We start from the raw sequence: 17971 nt of genomic DNA, 5'->3' as shown, positions 1-17971 counted from the left end.
ATTTCCTGTATTATACCATGCTTCGGCCTGCTTAACTGGTGTGCCGAAAATGCCCGACAAGCAAATGGCGAATAAAAAAGTCAGTTACTTGGACAATCATTTCCTTATCATGATCCATTGAAGCGACATGATAGGAGTTTGGCAAGGTGATGACCTCTTTTTGTAAGGAGCTGACAGCATTCAATATCATATCCGTACACTCGGGAGGAACTACATGGTCAACAGCAGATTTGAAGGCCAAAATCGGGCATTTGATATTCTTCAGCTTTTCCGGTGTCAAACGCATTAATTCTTGCAGTTGCCATATTGCTTGTATCGGCACTTTATCATATACGATTTCGTGTATATTGCATGCCTTTATATCAGGCTCGCCTTCATCAATGAATCGAAGCTCTTTTTCACCCATATATTGTTCAAAGATTGGTACAGATAATGCTGGGTTAATCAGTACGACAGCGTCAGCCGCGAGGTTTGATGCGAGCCATAAAGCAAGTGTGCCACCCATCGACTGGCCCATAACCACAACAGTCCGGCAATGCTTGTTTAGCTCTCTATAACCTTCTTTGAGCGTCTGATACCAATCACTGGATGTACACAATTCCAATTCTTTATAATGTGTCCCATGTCCTTTTAAGCGGGGCGCCATCACCGTATAGCCCCTATCTGCTAGTTGTTCTCCTAAAAACCGGACACTTTGCGGTGTACCGATAAAGCCATGTGACAAAAGTATACCTACTTCTCCTCCTTTATGGAAAAATGATTCTGCCCCTGGCATAACTGGATACTGTTCATGCATGTCCTCGCCCCTTTCTTTTTGTCTTTTCACCATTATATAACACACTATTCCGATTAATAAAGTATGAATTATATATATGCGTACTATACATAAAAGGATTGTACATAAATAGCCCGTTTACACTCCATATATTTGCGGCTGCGAATAAAAGGCGATTTCTTTCTAGGATTGCACAAGGTGCGGGTTTCTCTGCGGACCCTCGCATACACCATGAAGAAAGCAGCGTCCTTGTTATAAGAATCATGGTGCACTTACTCTTCAGCTGATTAAACATAGTAGCTAACTTGGCCCCTTTGAAGCTCCAATGGTTTTCATTCATAAAAAAAACAGGGATTGGTGAACAATCCCTGTACGTACCATACGGCTGTGATTAAGCACTGATCTTTGAAACCGATGCGGAAATAATGCCTCTTGATTGCAGCTCTTCCCTAGTTCGTTCATCTGCAGGTCTATACCCTTTTTCAAGCAATTCTTTAATATTGATTTTATTATATACAAATGAAAAAATAATACCTGGAATCCATGCGCCAAAACCAATTGTGAATGTGCCTACAACAGCTGCTGTAATAAACATGATAGCTGCCCATTTTAAATCTCCCCTGAAAAGTGCAGGGAAAAACCCAAAAAAGAAAGTAGTCCAACTAAATCCGATTTTGACATTTTTCGTTACGCCTGCTTCATTTGATAATCTTGCCTTCATTCTTTCTCCTCCTTTCATCCTGTGGTAAAAATGCCCTGTTTATTATACTATATGTTTTAAATTTTCATAACAAAAAGAACTTTTCCTTATCCCAATAAATACGCTACAGCCGGCAGCGTAATGATCGACAATAAAGTTGTCATGACGACATATTTGGATGCAAGCGGTCCAGATGCGCTGTATTGCTCGGCAAAGACGACGTTCATTGCGCCAGAAGGCATAGCAGAAGCCACAACTAGTACTCCGATGATCAGCGGGTCGTCTATCATAAAAGACAGGATTACATAGGTTATGGCTGGAATCAGGAATAAGCGGATGTTGGAAAAGAGATATACCTTGAAATCGATGAGAAAGGCACCGATTTTATTGTCGGCCATCATGCCTCCTGTAATGAGCATCGATAACGGAGCTGTCATGCCTCCCAGCGCTGTCATGGCGCCATGGACGGGAGCCGGCAGCGATATATTGGCTACAAATAAAAGGAACCCGATGAATGTCGCAATAACCGCCGGGTTCATGAAAAACTGCTTCAAACGAATGCTGTTCTCGCCCTTTTTGCTATAAATGGCTATGCCTAGCGTAAATAGTAGGAACATAGAGATTGTATTATAGCTTACGAGCATTAAAATTCCCTCGGTTCCGTATAATGAACCGATGATCGGAATGCCGATGAACAGGATATTGGAAAATGTGCAGCAGCCGATCCATACCTTGCGTTCAATATGCTGAATGTGGAATGCGCGAGCGAGCGCCAATCCTATTAAAAAAGCTGCTATCGTAATAACCAAAGAGACCACCAAAGTGATTCCTACCTTCTTCATCAGTTCAGGTGTATAAGGAGTCTGAAGGCTCATCAATATGGCCGCAGGCAAAGCGACGAGCGTCAATATTTTCGATAAACCATCCATATTGGGCGTATTCATCATTCTTCCTTTGCGCAAAGCAAAACCGATAGCCATAAAAATCAAGAGAACCGTATTCTCATTCAATACTTTCATAAACATTGGCAATTCATCCCCTAAGAAGCAAAAACAAGTATTCTGCTAAGATTTCAAGGTTTATTATACGCCATATATTGAAAAAGAGTATAAAATGCAGCGGGTACTCTTCCTTATATTGTTTCTACTAAACTCATAAAAATAAAAATATACTAAAAAAGGCAATCAAAGTAACTTTTGTATTACTATAGAGGTGGTTATGATATCCTATACCAATTCTAATCGTACGGAGAATTACAATTGAGATTACTATATTTTTTCATTTGCTTCTTAGCGAGCTGTCTGTTCAGTCTTGTTCTTAGCTTCATCCACCAGGAAATCACTTATACAAACTTTCAAGCCTTGGCTGCCCTTGAAATGAGGAAACCGATTTTCAGCCAATATTTCGACAATCATCAGGTTGAGTTTAAGAAAAAAAACGTACATATCCAAATAAAGGGCAGCGAACGTTTCGAAAGCCTGCCACACGAGGAACAATTTGTTGTCCTGTCTCTTTTCCACAAGCAACTGAAATACAAACTAAAGTATGGCCGTTTCTTTACAGCAGACTATCCCTATAATCCGCTTTATATGCATTCCCTACAACTTCATGTAAAGACAGGCAAACAGACATATACCTATTTGAATACTCATTCCAATAAAGGATTAATTTTCTCATCGCAAGGAAAGCTCGTATTCGGCAGCAAAGTCCTGACACAGCAAAAAGTCAGGACTTCCATGTGGATATACGAGAAATATATTGTTCCCATTCAAAATGACAAAACCTCAAATGGGCATTACGAAAAGGATGTTCTGGATTACATCATTAATTACGCTAAGCTTCTGACTAAAAATATGAAGAAAATTGACCTTGTTGATGACTTTCCTATTATTGAAAGATTGGTCCTTTCCAAATTCAATATTTCCAGACAGGAATTGTACAACATCTACTCAAAATGGACAGGCATCAACTATGGGGAGTCTATCGATTGACTCTAATTGGAAGGGTATGGGCATCTCCTGCCTGCCCTTCTGAAAAATCAGCATCCCTAAGCTGCTATTTATTGCCCACCTTCCATCGCATTGCCAAAATGGCTTAAACGCCTGCTGTAAACAACAGCTCTCTCATCGATCCGCTATCCTTTTATAGGAGATATCCTATCAGCCTATCCGGCACTATGAAAGCCGCATTAAAAATTATTGATAATACTCTATCGTTTTGATCAATTCGTCCTTCACCGCTTGTCTGATATGGGCCGGCCCAAGTACATGGACAGCGCTCCCCATTCCTAGAATCCATTTAATGATGGATTCTTTTCCGGACATAGTTGCCCGAAAAGAAACACTTCCATCATCTTGATCGATGATTTCTTGTTTCTCTCCCCATACCGCTTCAGAAATCGTATGGGCATACGGGGGAAACACATGCAATTCGATGTTATGCACATCATCGCATATCCCGATTTTGTCCTGGCGGATATTGAACTGTCCATCGCGCTCAAAATTTTCCTCTGTTACTTCCAGATGCTGAATGCGCAGCAGCTTGAATGTCCGCTGCTCCCCCCTTAACTCGCAAAACCCGCAGCAGTACCAGTTGCCGTCATAATGGACAAGACCATGGGGATGCACCTTCCTCGTTTCCTCTATTCCCCGCCACCCTTGATAGGAAAAGACTACTTTTCTCTTTTGGATGATGGCGCTTCTAAGCTCAAGGAAGTTTTCATTATCCTTTGTCAACGTGTCCCTTGGTTTGTATTTATGGATGAAATAGATATATGGATTCGTTTCTATGCTATGGTTATGGGTCGATGCAATCTGGAAATACATACGCTTGAACGCATTAAATTCCGCAAAGCTATGGTCATTCTTGATCAAATCATACGCCATATCGAGGGCATTCAGCTCTTTTTCCTGAAATTCCATATTCGGAAGCAGTGTTGTTTTTTCAAGATAATAGCCTCCCTCTTTTCCTCGCTTCGAACCGATATGTATGCCGGCCATTTCGATTTCATCCTTATATTTTCGGATCATCCGTTCATTCACTTCCAGCATTTCTTCCAGTTCCTGAATTTTAACAACCCCCCTACTATTGAGGCAATTCAGCATATGCAGGCAGTTGCTGACTTTACTCATTCCGCTCATCGCCTTTCCGTCTTATCTCTTTCTTATATTATAACGGAAGAACAGCATTAAGCAGGCAGCGTTTCATGCATTCTTTGTACAGCTTCATGCGGACTTTCACATCTTTTATAAAAGAGATACCAAAAGGCCGCGTAAATAATTTTAATATTGTATTTATTCAGAAAATAATATATACTTAGCACCATTATCGGTTTAACACTGCAAAGGATAGAGGTGCATAAATGAAAACATTAGAAAAAATCAGCTCGTTTTTCAGCAATACATTCGCTTTGTGGGTATTGCTATTCGCAGTCCTCGCTTACGTGTCCCCGTCTTCATTCGCATGGATTGGGCCTTATATTGTTACATTGCTTGGCATCATCATGTTTGGAATGGGTTTAACATTATCGGCGGATGATTTCAAGGAAGTTTTTAAGCGGCCCAAGGATGTCATAATAGGGGTTGTCGGCCAATTTTTGATCATGCCAGGTCTGGCATTCCTTTTGGCCAAAGGCCTGAACCTTCCTCCTGAAATCGCGGTAGGCGTTATTTTGGTCGGTTGCTGTCCGGGTGGAACATCATCCAACGTCATGACCTTCCTATCGAAGGGCGATGTCGCTTTATCTGTAGCGGTTACCTCCGTAACGACCGTTCTCGCGCCTATCATGACACCTGCACTCATCTATATGCTGGCCAGTGAATGGCTGGATGTAAGCCCGTCCGACTTGTTTATGTCCATTGTAAAAGTGGTCATTATTCCGATTGTCCTCGGCTTTATCGTGAAAAAACTATTCAGCCGCCAGGCAAAGGCCAGTGTAAAGGTACTTCCGCTCGTATCAGTGATCGGGATTGTCGCGATCGTGGCAGCCGTTGTGGCCGGAAATCAGGCACAAATCGCCAAAACCGGATTGGAAATATTCGCAGTGGTTGTTTTGCATAACTGTTTGGGCTATCTGATTGGTTATTTATTCGGCAAACTGTTTAAGATGGACCTTCCTAAAAGAAAAGCCATCGCTATTGAGGTAGGAATGCAAAATTCAGGACTGGGGGCAGCTCTTGCCTCCGCCCACTTTTCACCGCTAGCAGCTGTCCCAAGTGCTATTTTTTCTGTCTGGCATAATATATCCGGTCCGATCCTTGCGACGATATTCAGCCGGATGAAGGAAAAACGAAAAACAGCTGGCTCCACTGGACAAGAAAAAGCGGATATTGCTTGAACAACGAAAAATAAGACTCCTGCACAGGGAGCCTTATTTCCTTGGCTGGAGCTTAATAGACATTCCAAAAACGGGGAAATCCCTACAGCACATTTCAGGCATATGTATGTATATGAAAAGAAGGCTCCCAATAAAAGAGCCTTCTTTTCGTCATAGTTATATCTTCGATAATCTGTTTTTCCAGTTCCCTATTAAAATGGGAAATTCCGATATTTTGTCTGTACGGAAATCCATTTGGCTACCGTGAATTCATCGATGACCCAAGGATTGCCGAAACGGCCTACACCGCTCATTTTGTTTCCTCCGAAAGGAATATTAGGCGCATCATTGACAGATTGGTCATTGATATGGGTCATCCCGCTATTGATTTGCAGCCCGTATTGCTCCCCTTTTTCCAAATCTGTGGTAAAGATAGCAGAGCTTAATCCGTAAATCGTATCATTGGCAATATCGATTGCTTCATCGTCTGTTTCAGCCGGGATAATGGAAACCACAGGAGAGAATAACTCCGATTGGGCGATTGGATCATCATTATTGACATCGCAGAAAATAGTCGGCGTCAATACATTGCCGACCCTTTTGCCTTCAAGGGCCATCTTCGTACCGGCTTTTTTCGCTTCGGCAATTATTTTCTCGACCTTCTCTAGCTGGCGGCTGTTAATAAGCGGCCCGATCACTGTTTTCGGATCCATTTGATCCCCATAAGGCAATGCTTTTGTACGTTCTACGAATTTTTCAATGAAGCGGTCATACAGATCTTTATGGACAATGATCCGATTTACACACATACAAATTTGGCCTTGGTGAATATACTTGCCAAAAATGGCTGCATCGACTGCCCGGTCTAAATCAGCGTCTGCAAGCACGACAAACGGATTGTTTCCTCCCAATTCAAGGGCAACACGCTTAAGATTCTTGCCTGCAATTTCCCCGATATGTCTTCCGACTGCCGTAGATCCTGTAAAGCTGATCAATTGGGCAATCGGATTGGTGATCATTCCGTCGCCGATTTCGTCCAAATCTGCCAACACCATATTAAATATCCCTTTTGGAAGGCCTGCATATTCGAATGCTTTCGCAATGATGATTCCTCCTGAATAGCTGACCTGGATATCCGGTTTATGGACAACCGCATTGCCCAACGCAATTGCCGGTGCAATTGTCCGCATTGATAGATTCAATGGGAAATTAAACGGTGAAATGGAAGAGATCACCCCTAGCGGCAAACGGTACACATGGTTGACTTTATCCTCCATGCTTGAAGGCACTTCGTTCATTTTATTGACTTCATCTGCCATTTTGGCCGCTTCTTCCATGATTCCGATTGTCAGGTCAAATTCAAAACTTACTTTAATCAATGTTCCGCCATTTTCATGTGATAAAATCCCGATAATTTCATCACGGTGTTCCTTTAAGAATCCAGCCGCTTTCAGCATGATCTGGCGGCGTGTGTCAGCTGGCGTTTTCCCCCATTCTTTCTGTGCCTGCTTTGCTGTTTCAAATGCTTCCTCCAACTGCTTCTTTGAAGCAAGGCTTACAGTGGAGATGACTGAATCATCAAACGGATTCAAAATATCGTAGCTTTTTCCGCTTGCTCCGTCTGTCCACTCTCCATTTAAAAAACTTTTGTTCAAACCTTCAAATATCCCCATTATAAACACCCCTTTTAACTCTTTAATTCTATCACTCTATTATATATATTTAAAATATTAATATAATTATTAATATATAGTTTAAACATATATAATAGTATGGGGTGATCGAAATGGATATGAGACAATTGCATTACTTCAAGTCGCTTGCTGAAGAGGGGCAGATTTCCCGCGCGGCAAAAAAATTAAATATGTCCCAGCCGCCACTCAGCCAGCAGCTGCAGATGATGGAGGAAGAACTCGGATTGACGTTGATCGAACGGAAGCGAAATGGAAAAACTATGGAATTAACTGAAGCAGGAAAGCTTTTTTATGAGAAGGCGAAACTTCTAATACAGCAATTCGAGGATTCCTTGCTTGAAGTAAAGGAAACCGGAGCAGGGATGAAGGGAGTCCTGTCAATCGGCTCGGTCCTCGCCTATGTATCCTACCTTCCGGAAAAAATGAAGCAATTCAAGGAAAATCATCCTCTCGTATCGTTCAAGCTGTTTGCAGGCGACCCATACGAGATAGACAATTATTTAGAAAATAAAGATATCGAATTGGCAATCGTTTATATGCCTGTCCATATGAAGAATATTACAAGTATTGCGCTTGGCAAAGTGCCGAATGTGCTGGTGGTACCGGAGAACTGGCATCACTGGCATTCAAGAGACAGTATCTCCATAAAAGAAGTAGGAGAGATTCCTTTATTGATTGTACATAGAGAAAAAGGAGAAGGCCTCTACGAGGAAATAGTCCATGAATTTGAAAAGATCGGAATGAAGCCTAATATTCTGTGCGAGTGCCCTGATGTCAATGTATTGATTTCCCTTGTATCCGCTGGAATAGGCGGCGCTGCAATCGTTCCAAGATCATCCGTTCCCCCTCACATGGTTCATGGGGTCAAAGTCATCGAAATTAGCGACTCAGCTGTCTATTCGAACATTGCCCTCGTTTGGAGGAATGATCGGTATGTATCCAGGACCGCCATGGATTTTATTGAATTATTTAAATAGAAGCCTTCGCCACTATAGCGAAGGCCCCATTCACTCAAAACAGCTTTTGGGCACCCAGCCGACTGCTCCTTCCTTCTTTACAAGCATATACCCAGTACATTGGTCATCAACAATCGCCACTGCCTCTCCCCCATCAACAGGAAGAAGGGTGGTGCTTGTATCATCATTGGCATGCAGCACACCTTCTTTTTCCTTCAGATATTCATTCTTTATAAGCTGTTCAATGCCCAGTTTAACGTTTTCACAGAGAGTAAAATAGGTCCCCTCCCTTAACTTCCTCATTTCATAGTTAGGATAAGTAACTGTTCCAAGGGCTATCTGCTTGAGCTCATGTTTTTTCTTCACGACAGCCGATCTTTCCAATGAATCAACATAAGTATAGGAATAAACGGTTTTACCTGGATGGCATGTTATGATGAACGCATTCAATTGGCCATCCACCTTTAAACGATTGCCTCCATCAATTGCAATGATGCGTTTCTCTAAATCGATACGTGGGTTATGATGGCTCAATGTCTCTGCCCGATAATTGACGACAGGCCAATGGCCCACGACGACTATTTTTTCGGATTGATGCCCTTTATTATAAAAATCCGGGATGGAAACAGCTGATTCAAAACTTGTATTCCGCCAATCTGTGCGATTTTCGATTCCTGCATGGATAAAGAGGAAATCTTCCGTTTCCAGAGCGACCGGCAGGTTCAATAGCCAATCAAATTCCTTGCCGTAATAGGGCCGATAAAAAGCTTGCAGGTCTTCCATGCTTTTGAAATCAGCAATTGTTCTCCCCTGTTCTGCCAGACATTCATTCAAGATGGTAAATGGCCTTTTTTTCATGTATTGCAGGATATCTTCATCTCCTTCAAACACATATTTGACGAGGCCATCACAATTTCCTTGCGTAATATGTACATTTTGATTTTCTGCCATCAGCTCCATGGCAAAGCGGACGACACTTAGGCTATCGGGTCCCTTCTCACAGAGATCTCCGTTCAGGATCAACATGTCATCCTCTGTGAATGTTACTTTAGCCAGTAACCTCTTCAACAACGGCAGATCGCCATGAATATCGGATATAGCAATAACTCTTCCTTCTGCCGGCAATTTCAATTCCTGTATATCGAGCATATATATATATCACTCACTTCCCTGTATGTATTCCTCCTTCTATTTTAACGCATTTGGATGGCGCTGGTAATCTTAATCAACAGTGTACATTCCGGCTGCGATTTCCATAAAAAAAGAGAGATACAGATCGATAACCCATCCGTATCTCTAAATCAAAATCCACCTTTCTATACATAACGGGCTTGCTAAGAACACATCCCCTTTACATTCCTGCATTCTACCTTATTCTTTCCATTAATCCCGTGGAATCGTCTCCGATATCATTGCTGACGATGGTTCCTTTCTCAGTACATATGGCTAGCCCATTGAAGTGATGGATTGAATCCAGACTCTCCAGTATCCGCTTTCTATTCCTCGAATCCAGGCGGAATGAATCATCAAGGATCATTTCAAGGATTTCCTGCTTTTGTTGGAAGAGTATATCTTTTTCTTTCATTGCATTGCGGACATCTGCCAGGAAAATGCTGTATTCTATCCAAGATTCATCATAGTGGCTCTCCAATTCTTTTTTCAGCTTTCTTGTCAATTTCGGGCTGGCCCCACTGGAACTGACCGCAATTTGCAGATGGCCGCGTTTTACAGTCGCGGGAAACAGGGCATTTCCTTCATTATGTTCATCTACTACACAGCAAAGAATGTTGTGTGGAATAACGTTTGATAGCAAAGAATTGGCCTGCCGGTCATTGGTAGCGATTATGGCCAGAAAACAATCGGCGAAATCTTCTCCCTCCGCTTCCCGTTCAATCAAGAGGCATTTATTGTTTCTGGCATACTCCAGCACGCCGTCGGAAAAGGCCGGGGCTATAAATGTCAAAATGGGATTTTCATCACCGAGTACCATTGCTTTCCTCAATGCAATAGTACCTCCTCCGGCGATGGTCACCTTTTTGCCTTTCAAATCAATGACCAAGGGCTGCATACTGTACTCCTTTCCCTCTCACTTTCGCCACCACTAAATCCTTCATGCTTTTATGCCTCGATAAAGGCTCCGTCACCACTGTCTGATTGCCAGTCTGTTGCATTTCCTTCACCACTGAGAATACTTCAGACAACAATAGGCCCGCGAACAATAGATACGGGACTACGACCAGACGGCCTGTAGTTGTTCGGTTTAATTCAGTGATCGCTAATGGAAAGGCAGGTTTTGCTGCTGCCAAATAACAGGCTTGCACATTGTTTATCCCTGTCCGTTCACTTATACCAGCAGTTATTTGAGAAAAGTGATGTTGGAGAGAGGAATCGCTGCTTCCTCTTCCAACGATTAAGATGGCATCTTCGCCTGTTAAATTGCCTGCCGCCCTGGCGATTTCTTCGGCAATCGAATCGAGGATGGATTCTTGCACGCCAAAGGGGTTTGCCATGAACACCTGAGTCCCGGGATGCTTCTTCATCAGTGCAGTAAGCCTAAAAGGAATATCCTCTTTTATGTGGCCCGCTGCAAGAAGAAAAAGCGGGACTACATATATACTAGTAGCCCCTTGTGCAATGCATGCTTTAAAACCTTGCTCTATGGTCGGCTCAGCCAGCTCCAAAAAAGCATATTCCTTTATTGGATCAGTTATTTCCTCCATTAGCTTCTGAATGAATTCTTTTGCTTCTCGGGCACCCTCCTTTGAACGTGTACCATGCCCGATGAACAGAATACTTTCCATGATAGGCCTCCTTTTTCACTGGACGGATGGGATTTTCGGCTGCCACTGCTCGAACCAATTCAGCTTTTCCTGCAAAGTGACAACCTCGCCGATAATGATCATACTAGGATTTGCAATCTTGGATGCCTTCACTTTTGCTACAATGTCTGCCAAAGTCCCGCTGACAGTCTGCTGCTCATCGCAGGTACCCCAGTGGACTAGCGCTATCGGGGTTTGCTTTGGTTTTCCATTATCGATTAGATGGCGTACAATATCCGGCAGATGGGATACCCCCATATATATGCAGAGCGTATCGACACCGTTGGCAAGATGGTTCCATTGATGTTTCGCTTCTTCTCCGCCAGCCTGGTGGCCAGTGATGAAAGCAAAACTTTTACTTAATTCCCGGTGTGTAACAGGGATGCCTGCATAAGCGGGTGCGGCGATTCCTGCTGTAATGCCCGGGACGATTTCAAAAGGGACTCCATTTTCAAAGCAGGCTTCCGCTTCTTCGCCTCCGCGGCCGAACACAAAAGGATCTCCCCCTTTCAGGCGGACAACCGCTAAACCCTTCTTGGCGTATTTCACCAAGAAAGAATTAATGGTTTCCTGCTTCATCGTATGGTATTGGGGAAGCTTGCCGCAATAAATCAATTGTGCATCCTTCCTTGCAAACGTTAATAGTGCAGGATTGACTAACCTGTCATACAAAATGACATCGCATTGCTCCAAGCAGCGCATCCCCTTAATAGTCAATAAATCCGGATCGCCTGGCCCTGCACCAACAAGATATACTTTACCAGCCATCGGCTCACTCCCCTTCCTCACCATCAAGTATATAGCCGCTCCGTTTTCCTAATCGTTTCTTTTCTCTTAGAATTGCCACGACTTTTTCCGGTACTTTTAAATAATACTTTTCCAATTCGACATCGAGGTGGGTGAAGGCCGCATCATCATCTTCAGCATGGATGATGGCGGTAACCAGCCTGCTCCCTAAATCGACTGTAAATCTATATAGATAAGCCATCCAATTCCTTCTCCAAAATCCGGTCGTAGGATTGCTGAATGGCAGGAATGCCAAGTCGTTGGACATAATCAAAATAAGATTCCCCTGCTGCTTTTTCCTCTTTGAAATGCAGCAATAACTGCTCTAGAACGTCCGGAAGATGTTCAGTCGGCACTTTACCGTTCAATTTTTCGTTGAATTTCCCTCCTGCGTTCAACGTGCCTCCGATATAGACTTCATAGGCGTCAATCCTCTTCTTATCCTTCGTTCTGACCTGGATGCCCTGCAGGCCGATATCAGCAATCTGCCGCTGTCCGCAAGAATTCGGACAGCCGATCATGTGCATCCGCACAGGAACATCAAGACTGATTTTCTTGTCCAGATCCTCCGCAATCAACCTCATCCGTTCTTTTGTTTCGACAAGGGCAAGATTGCAATACTCGATTCCCGTGCATGAGACAGCATGGCCTATGAATGAATTCGGATTGATAGTAATCCGTTTGAACACCGGTTCTTTCAAAAGCGCCTCAACATGCGCGGCAGGGATATTCGGAATGATTAAATTTTGCGAATTGCACGTGCGTATTTCTCCATTTCCATATTTGCGGGAAATCAAGCTGATTTCGAAAACTTCATCGGCGCTGAGGCGTCCCACTGGTACATTGAATCCTAAAAAATTCAGCCCTTTTTGCTTCTGGTCATGTATCCCGTAAAAATACCCTGCATTCCATTGTTGGACGGGCTCGGTGCCTTTTGACGGCAGTTTCCCTGTATATTCCTCGATCTTTTCCAGAAATGTTTCCGGACCCCAATCGGCCATTAAAAACTTCAAACGGGCCAAATGCCTTTTTTCTCTATAGCCATAATCACGGAAAATGGTCGTTACAGCCACCGCTACCTCCAGTGTCCGTTCGGGTTCAATGAAGGCATCCAATGTTTGGGCTAAAAACGGGCGGGAAGATAGGCCTCCGCCCACTTTCAAATGAAAGCCTTTCTGCGTTTCTCCTCCGGTTTCTTTCAAAGCGGGCGTAAAGGAAATGCAGTTAATTTCCGCATTGGCAGCGTTTTTCAGATTGGTGCTGATGGACATTTTATATTTTCTCGGCAAGTTCGAAAAATCTTCATTACGCTGGAAATAATCATAGACTTCTTTCACAATCTGGGAAGTGTCGAATAATTCATCCGGATCTATGCCGGCAATCGGATTGCCGACTATTGTGCGTGTAATATCGCCACAGGCGCCAGCACTGGAAAGGCCGACGGCTTCCAAACGGGAAAATATATCCGGTATTTGTTCGATTTCAAGCCAATGGAATTGAATCGCCTGCCTCGTGGTGATATCAAAGACACCTCTTCCATAATCCCGGGCTATCCCGGCAAGCGCTTCTAATTGACGATTATCCAGAATGCCTGAAGGAACATTTACACGCATCATGAAATACCCGTCTTCCTTCGGCCGCTGCAAGTATAGGCCTGCCCATTTAAAGAGATCCCATTGGTCCCGTGGAATAGAAGAAAATCCATTCGCAGCATAATAGGGAATATCCCCTAAAATCTTCAATCCATCCTTATCCAATTTCATCAGCTCTGATTTATTCAATTTTTCATTATCAGCCCAATGCTTGATATATCCCAAGACTGCCACCCCCTATATAATCTTCTCATCTATTAAATATTGCCTAATCTGATATACCGCTTCTTCAACAGTTAGCTTCTCAGTATATATAGTGATCTCCGGGTTAATGGGCTTCTCATATGGAGAATCAATCCCTGTAAACTCCTTAAGTTCCCCCTTGCGCGCTTTTTGGTAGAGCTGCTTTGGATCACGGCGTTCACATTCGTCTAAAGGACAATGGATGTGCACTTCTATGAATTCTCCCGGTTCGAACATCGCCCGCACTGCATCACGGTCCTCACAGAAAGGAGAAATAAATGCAGAAATGACGATTGTTCCTCCATCGGCAAATAATTTCGCCACCTCGCCGATTCGCCGGATGTTTTCTTTCCTGTCGCTGTCGGAAAATCCCAGATCCCTGTTTAAGCCATGGCGGATATTATCTCCATCCAATACGTATTCAGATATGCCTTTCCGGTGCAAATAGCGTGAAAGGGCATTGGCGATTGTCGACTTGCCCGAGCCGGACAGCCCCGTGAACCAAAGGACACAGCTTCCATGGCCGTTTTGGCTGCATCTGTCCGCTTTCGTCACAGACGCTTGGTGCCAAGTCAAATGCTTCGATTGAGTCATTCCCTTCCCCCCTTATACATTCGCTTCTTCTTTTAATCCTTCTATCAAAATATCAATCACTTCCCTGCGGCTGAAGGTTGACGGTGGAACTTCTCCGTTCCTGAGCATTTCCCTGACCTTCGTCCCTGATAAGATGACACGTTGATCATCGCTATGCGGGCACGTTTTATCAGATGCCATCCCTTCGCACGCACGGCAATAAAAGCTGTTTTCAAAAAAGAGAAGCGTAATGCCAAGCTCTTCCGCCGTAAACTGGCTGAATATCTGCTGGGCATCATATGTGCCGTAATAATTCCCGACTCCTGCATGGTCGCGGCCGACGATAAAATGGGAGCATCCGAAATTTTTGCGGACAATAGCATGAAAGACTGCTTCCCTTGGGCCGGCATATCTCATGGCTGCAGGATATACGCCTAGCAGCACGCGATCCTTCGGATAATAGCCCTCCAGCAAAGCTTTGTAACTTTTCAATCGTACATCTGCCGGAATATCATCCGCTTTGGTTTCGCCCACCAATGGATTCAGGAATAAACCATCTACCGTTTCAAGCGCGATTTTTTGAATGTATTCATGGGCGCGATGGACTGGATTCCTTGTCTGAAATCCCACTACTGAGCTCCAGCCTTTTTCAGCAAACCATTTTCTGGACTTGGCAGGTTCATGCCAATATGCAGTAGCACTTCCATGGTCCGGCTTCTTGATCAGTGTCACTTCGCCTGCGATATAGACATTTCCTCTTTCAAATAATCTTTTAACGCCTGGATGGGAGACATCCTCCGTCTTATATACTTCACGCGCCTCTTTTTTTATGTCGGGCCGGAAAATCTCTGATATGTTGATAGTGCCGTACACCGAATTTCCATGGATAAGCTTCGCGCGTTCCCCGGTGGACAAAATGCTGGCTGTAGCTTCGTCCGTCGGCAAAGTTACAGGCAAGCTCCATACTGTTCCATCCGGCAAACGCATATTTTCAACAACGGATCTATATTCCTTTTCACCAAGGAACCCGGTGAGCGGACTGAATAATCCGACACCGATCAATTCGAGGTCACTCAGCGCGACAGCATCAATATGAATTTCTTTTGTGATCTCTGTTACATCCATCGCTGGATCGTACCTGTCTATGAGAAATCCTCCATGAGGTTTTGGCAGTGCCATTTTCCTTCACTCCTTTTGATTGGTTTCATTATCCTTGTTCCTGGCCGGATGCAATCCACATTCCGTCTTCATGCTTCCTTTCCAGCGCCCCGCCCTGCTGTCAGCCTCTCCTTCTGCTGGCTGAGTACAGGGGAAACAGCCTATACTCGGATAACCGCGGTCATGGAGACTGTTATAGGGCAAATCTTTTAAAGAAATATATTCCCTGACCTCTTTCCATGTCCAATGAATCAATGGACATATTTTTACATTTCGGAAGGTGCTATCGATATTTAAAAAATGAGTGAGTGCCCTGGTTGGCGATTGTTCCCTCCGAAGACCTGATATCCAAGCGGCTTTCCCATCCAGCGATTCCTTCAACGGTAGAACCTTACGAATATAGCAACATGCATTCGGATCGCGTTCCCACAGCGCAGGGCCGTGAATATCCATTTGCTCATCAATGGTTAGGGACGGTTTTTTCATTTCTATATTCAAAGCTGGAAAACGATTTCGGACAGTATCGATCACATCATATGTCTCCGGAAAATGAAGCCCTGTATCAAGAAACAGAATATGGGCATCAGGCTTGATTTCCTGGATTAAATCAATAAGAACGATTGCTTCAGCCCCAAAGCTCGATGCGTACGTAATCTCGTTTCCATGATAAAAGCCATATGCCCATTTGAGGACCTGCTTTGCGCCTTTGGTGCCACTTTGTAGTGAAAACGTATCTGATAATGCCGCCAATTCTTTTTCAGCAAGCTGTTTTCCCATCCTAAACACCCCCTCTCGAAATATTCAGCCGATAAAAAAAGGCAGTCTTTTCTACACGTAAAGTAAAAAAGACCGCCTCTAGTTTTCTAGTCAGCGCATTTTCGGTTGTTGAAGGCGAACCTTCTCATGCTTTTCGATTTGAATGACTCTTCCATCCTGGACAACTAACGTAATACTGCCAAATTTTACAGAATCAAGCATCCTTTCAAGTTGATCCATCACGATTTTCCTTTGAGATGGTTCCAATTGGGTTCGCCCTCCCTTATGGTTGTTTCACATTGATTTAATTGGTAAGAGTAAGAAATATTAAAATTAATCCTACCATACTCATAAGATTTGTCAATATTAATTCTACACGGCAGCTTCTCCTTTTTTCCAGTCTTTTTATAACCATGATAACTCAGCGCAAAAACGATGATTATTGTGGCCTGGCCTCCGATAAAGTTCACAGAGGTGCATCATTTCCAGCCTTATTTTTCAACTTACTGAACTCTATTAAAAACAGCCTATTTATATGACATAATCAAGAAACACCTTCACATCCTTCGGCTTTACACTGACATGGTCACCTTTCCTCAAACACAGCAAATCTGCCAATTCCTTTGTTATTTCTGCCTCTATGCTTTCCCCATTATCCAATCGCCTCATTTCCACGCGGACAATCGGGCCAATTGCATGTATACGGCCGACTACCGCTTTGATTGAATCATTAGCTTGTGTTTGCTTATCAATGATAAAGTCATGCGGACGAATAAAACCAGTGGCTTCACACTCCAACTCCCCTTCTAGATTCTCCAGTGCAATTGAGCAAGCCCCGGTCTCCAGCTTTCCGTCCTTTATCCTGCCTGAAAATGTATTCACACTGCCCAAAAAATCATAGACGAACGGATTGGCAGGATTTTCGTATACCGCTTCCGGAGTGCCGATTTGCTCGATTCTTCCCTCGTTCATGATCACAATCCGATCTGCCACATCCAATGCTTCCTCTTGATCATGGGTGACAAAAACACTTGTGAGCGGAAAATCATCATGCAATTTACGAAGCCAGCGGCGCAATTCCTTCCTCACTTTTGCATCCAATGCACCGAACGGCTCATCCAGCAGCAGCACCCTCGGCTCTACAGCAAGAGACCTTGCCAAAGCAACGCGCTGCCTTTGTCCACCCGACAATTCATTTGGATAGCGGCGGGCATATTGTTCGAGTTTAACTAACGCCAATAATTCACTAACCTTGGAATGGATGTGTTCTTTTGAAGGCCTCAGTTTGCGTGGGCGAACCTTAAGGCCGTATGCGATATTTTCATAGATTGTCATATTCCTGAAGAGGGCATAATGCTGAAATACGAAACCAACCTCCCTTTGCCCGAGCCCCAAATGAGTTAAATCGCGGGAGTCGAACAGCACATTTCCTTCATCCGGCTGCTCCAATCCTGCTATAATCCTTAAAAGCGATGTTTTCCCCGAACCGGAGGGCCCCAAAAGTGCCACTAGCTCCCCGCTTTGAATGGCAAGATTGATAGAATGCAATATCGCCGTATTCCCGAATGACTTTGATACATTGTTAATTGTAATCGCCATACCTT

19 protein-coding genes are annotated in these 17971 nt (G+C 43.7%); 3 read left to right on the top strand and 16 right to left on the bottom strand.

Going from position 1 to position 17971, the window contains the following annotated elements; all coding sequences use genetic code 11:
• Nucleotides 1-31: 31 nt before the first annotated feature.
• From ABC357_RS05630 to ABC357_RS05620, 3 genes are all read right to left on the bottom strand, one after another.
• The gene (locus tag ABC357_RS05630; RefSeq protein ID WP_412886562.1) at nucleotides 32-796 is read right to left on the bottom strand and encodes an alpha/beta hydrolase; all 765 of its coding nucleotides are present in this window, start codon (nucleotides 794-796) and stop codon (nucleotides 32-34) included.
• A 370-nt stretch (nucleotides 797-1166) separates the two neighbouring features.
• Entirely contained in the window at nucleotides 1167-1496 is a 330-nt protein-coding gene (locus tag ABC357_RS05625) for a DUF2628 domain-containing protein (protein ID WP_412886561.1), read from the bottom strand.
• Between the two features lie 86 nt (nucleotides 1497-1582).
• Nucleotides 1583-2500: an AEC family transporter gene (locus ABC357_RS05620; protein WP_412886560.1), complete on the bottom strand. Its 918-nt coding sequence runs from the start codon at nucleotides 2498-2500 to the stop codon at nucleotides 1583-1585.
• A gap of 234 nt (nucleotides 2501-2734) precedes the next feature.
• Here ABC357_RS05620 and ABC357_RS05615 point away from each other — a divergent pair, with 234 nt between their 5' ends.
• Nucleotides 2735-3466: a hypothetical protein gene (locus tag ABC357_RS05615; protein WP_412886559.1), complete on the top strand. Its 732-nt coding sequence runs from the start codon at nucleotides 2735-2737 to the stop codon at nucleotides 3464-3466.
• A 204-nt stretch (nucleotides 3467-3670) separates the two neighbouring features.
• Here ABC357_RS05615 and ABC357_RS05610 read toward each other — a convergent pair whose 3' ends face one another.
• The gene (locus ABC357_RS05610; RefSeq protein ID WP_412886558.1) at nucleotides 3671-4606 is read right to left on the bottom strand and encodes a helix-turn-helix transcriptional regulator; all 936 of its coding nucleotides are present in this window, start codon (nucleotides 4604-4606) and stop codon (nucleotides 3671-3673) included.
• Between the two features lie 230 nt (nucleotides 4607-4836).
• Between ABC357_RS05610 and ABC357_RS05605 the strand changes: the two genes are divergently transcribed.
• Nucleotides 4837-5811 carry a bile acid:sodium symporter family protein gene (locus ABC357_RS05605; protein WP_412886557.1) on the top strand — a complete coding sequence of 325 codons (975 nt, stop codon included), beginning with the start codon at nucleotides 4837-4839 and terminating at the stop codon, nucleotides 5809-5811.
• Between the two features lie 191 nt (nucleotides 5812-6002).
• On the opposite strand, the gene ABC357_RS05600 is transcribed toward ABC357_RS05605, so the two are convergent.
• A complete protein-coding gene (locus tag ABC357_RS05600; protein WP_412886556.1) occupies nucleotides 6003-7463 on the bottom strand; it encodes an aldehyde dehydrogenase family protein in 1461 nt (486 codons plus the stop codon).
• A gap of 113 nt (nucleotides 7464-7576) precedes the next feature.
• Between ABC357_RS05600 and ABC357_RS05595 the strand changes: the two genes are divergently transcribed.
• Nucleotides 7577-8461: a LysR family transcriptional regulator gene (locus tag ABC357_RS05595; RefSeq protein ID WP_412886555.1), complete on the top strand. Its 885-nt coding sequence runs from the start codon at nucleotides 7577-7579 to the stop codon at nucleotides 8459-8461.
• Nucleotides 8462-8491: 30 nt separating this feature from the next.
• Here ABC357_RS05595 and ABC357_RS05590 read toward each other — a convergent pair whose 3' ends face one another.
• From ABC357_RS05590 to ABC357_RS05540, 11 genes are all read right to left on the bottom strand, one after another.
• Complete coding sequence (locus ABC357_RS05590; RefSeq protein ID WP_412886554.1) at nucleotides 8492-9589, bottom strand: metallophosphoesterase; 1098 nt, start codon at nucleotides 9587-9589, stop codon at nucleotides 8492-8494.
• A gap of 217 nt (nucleotides 9590-9806) precedes the next feature.
• Nucleotides 9807-10508 (bottom strand): precorrin-2 dehydrogenase/sirohydrochlorin ferrochelatase family protein, encoded by a 702-nt coding sequence (locus tag ABC357_RS05585; RefSeq protein ID WP_412886553.1) that lies wholly within the window; start codon nucleotides 10506-10508, stop codon nucleotides 9807-9809.
• Nucleotides 10489-11241 (bottom strand): sirohydrochlorin chelatase, encoded by a 753-nt coding sequence (locus ABC357_RS05580; RefSeq protein WP_412886552.1) that lies wholly within the window; start codon nucleotides 11239-11241, stop codon nucleotides 10489-10491. Before ABC357_RS05580 ends, ABC357_RS05585 begins: the two co-directional genes overlap by 20 nt.
• A 15-nt stretch (nucleotides 11242-11256) precedes the next feature.
• A complete protein-coding gene (gene cobA, locus ABC357_RS05575; RefSeq protein ID WP_412886551.1) occupies nucleotides 11257-12027 on the bottom strand; it encodes a uroporphyrinogen-III C-methyltransferase in 771 nt (256 codons plus the stop codon).
• 4 nt (nucleotides 12028-12031) lie between these two features.
• Entirely contained in the window at nucleotides 12032-12247 is a 216-nt protein-coding gene (locus tag ABC357_RS05570) for a DUF3906 family protein (protein ID WP_412886550.1), read from the bottom strand.
• Nucleotides 12231-13862, bottom strand: coding sequence for a nitrite/sulfite reductase (locus ABC357_RS05565; protein WP_412886549.1), 1632 nt, complete (start codon nucleotides 13860-13862; stop codon nucleotides 12231-12233). Before ABC357_RS05565 ends, ABC357_RS05570 begins: the two co-directional genes overlap by 17 nt.
• Nucleotides 13863-13874: 12 nt before the next feature.
• Nucleotides 13875-14474, bottom strand: coding sequence for an adenylyl-sulfate kinase (gene cysC / locus ABC357_RS05560; RefSeq protein ID WP_412886548.1), 600 nt, complete (start codon nucleotides 14472-14474; stop codon nucleotides 13875-13877).
• A gap of 12 nt (nucleotides 14475-14486) precedes the next feature.
• Nucleotides 14487-15632 carry a sulfate adenylyltransferase gene (gene sat / locus ABC357_RS05555; protein ID WP_412886547.1) on the bottom strand — a complete coding sequence of 382 codons (1146 nt, stop codon included), beginning with the start codon at nucleotides 15630-15632 and terminating at the stop codon, nucleotides 14487-14489.
• Nucleotides 15633-15638: 6 nt separating this feature from the next.
• The gene (locus ABC357_RS05550; RefSeq protein ID WP_412886546.1) at nucleotides 15639-16388 is read right to left on the bottom strand and encodes a phosphoadenylyl-sulfate reductase; all 750 of its coding nucleotides are present in this window, start codon (nucleotides 16386-16388) and stop codon (nucleotides 15639-15641) included.
• Nucleotides 16389-16478: 90 nt separating this feature from the next.
• The gene (locus tag ABC357_RS05545; protein WP_412888586.1) at nucleotides 16479-16607 is read right to left on the bottom strand and encodes a YezD family protein; all 129 of its coding nucleotides are present in this window, start codon (nucleotides 16605-16607) and stop codon (nucleotides 16479-16481) included.
• A 291-nt stretch (nucleotides 16608-16898) separates the two neighbouring features.
• Nucleotides 16899-17966: a sulfate/molybdate ABC transporter ATP-binding protein gene (locus ABC357_RS05540; protein WP_412886545.1), complete on the bottom strand. Its 1068-nt coding sequence runs from the start codon at nucleotides 17964-17966 to the stop codon at nucleotides 16899-16901.
• Nucleotides 17967-17971: the final 5 nt, after the last annotated feature.

Source organism: Bacillus kalamii (assembly GCF_047238185.1).
Lineage (GTDB): Bacteria > Bacillota > Bacilli > Bacillales > DSM-1321 > Bacillus_AD.
This window is presented reverse-complemented; position numbering and strand designations above follow the sequence as displayed.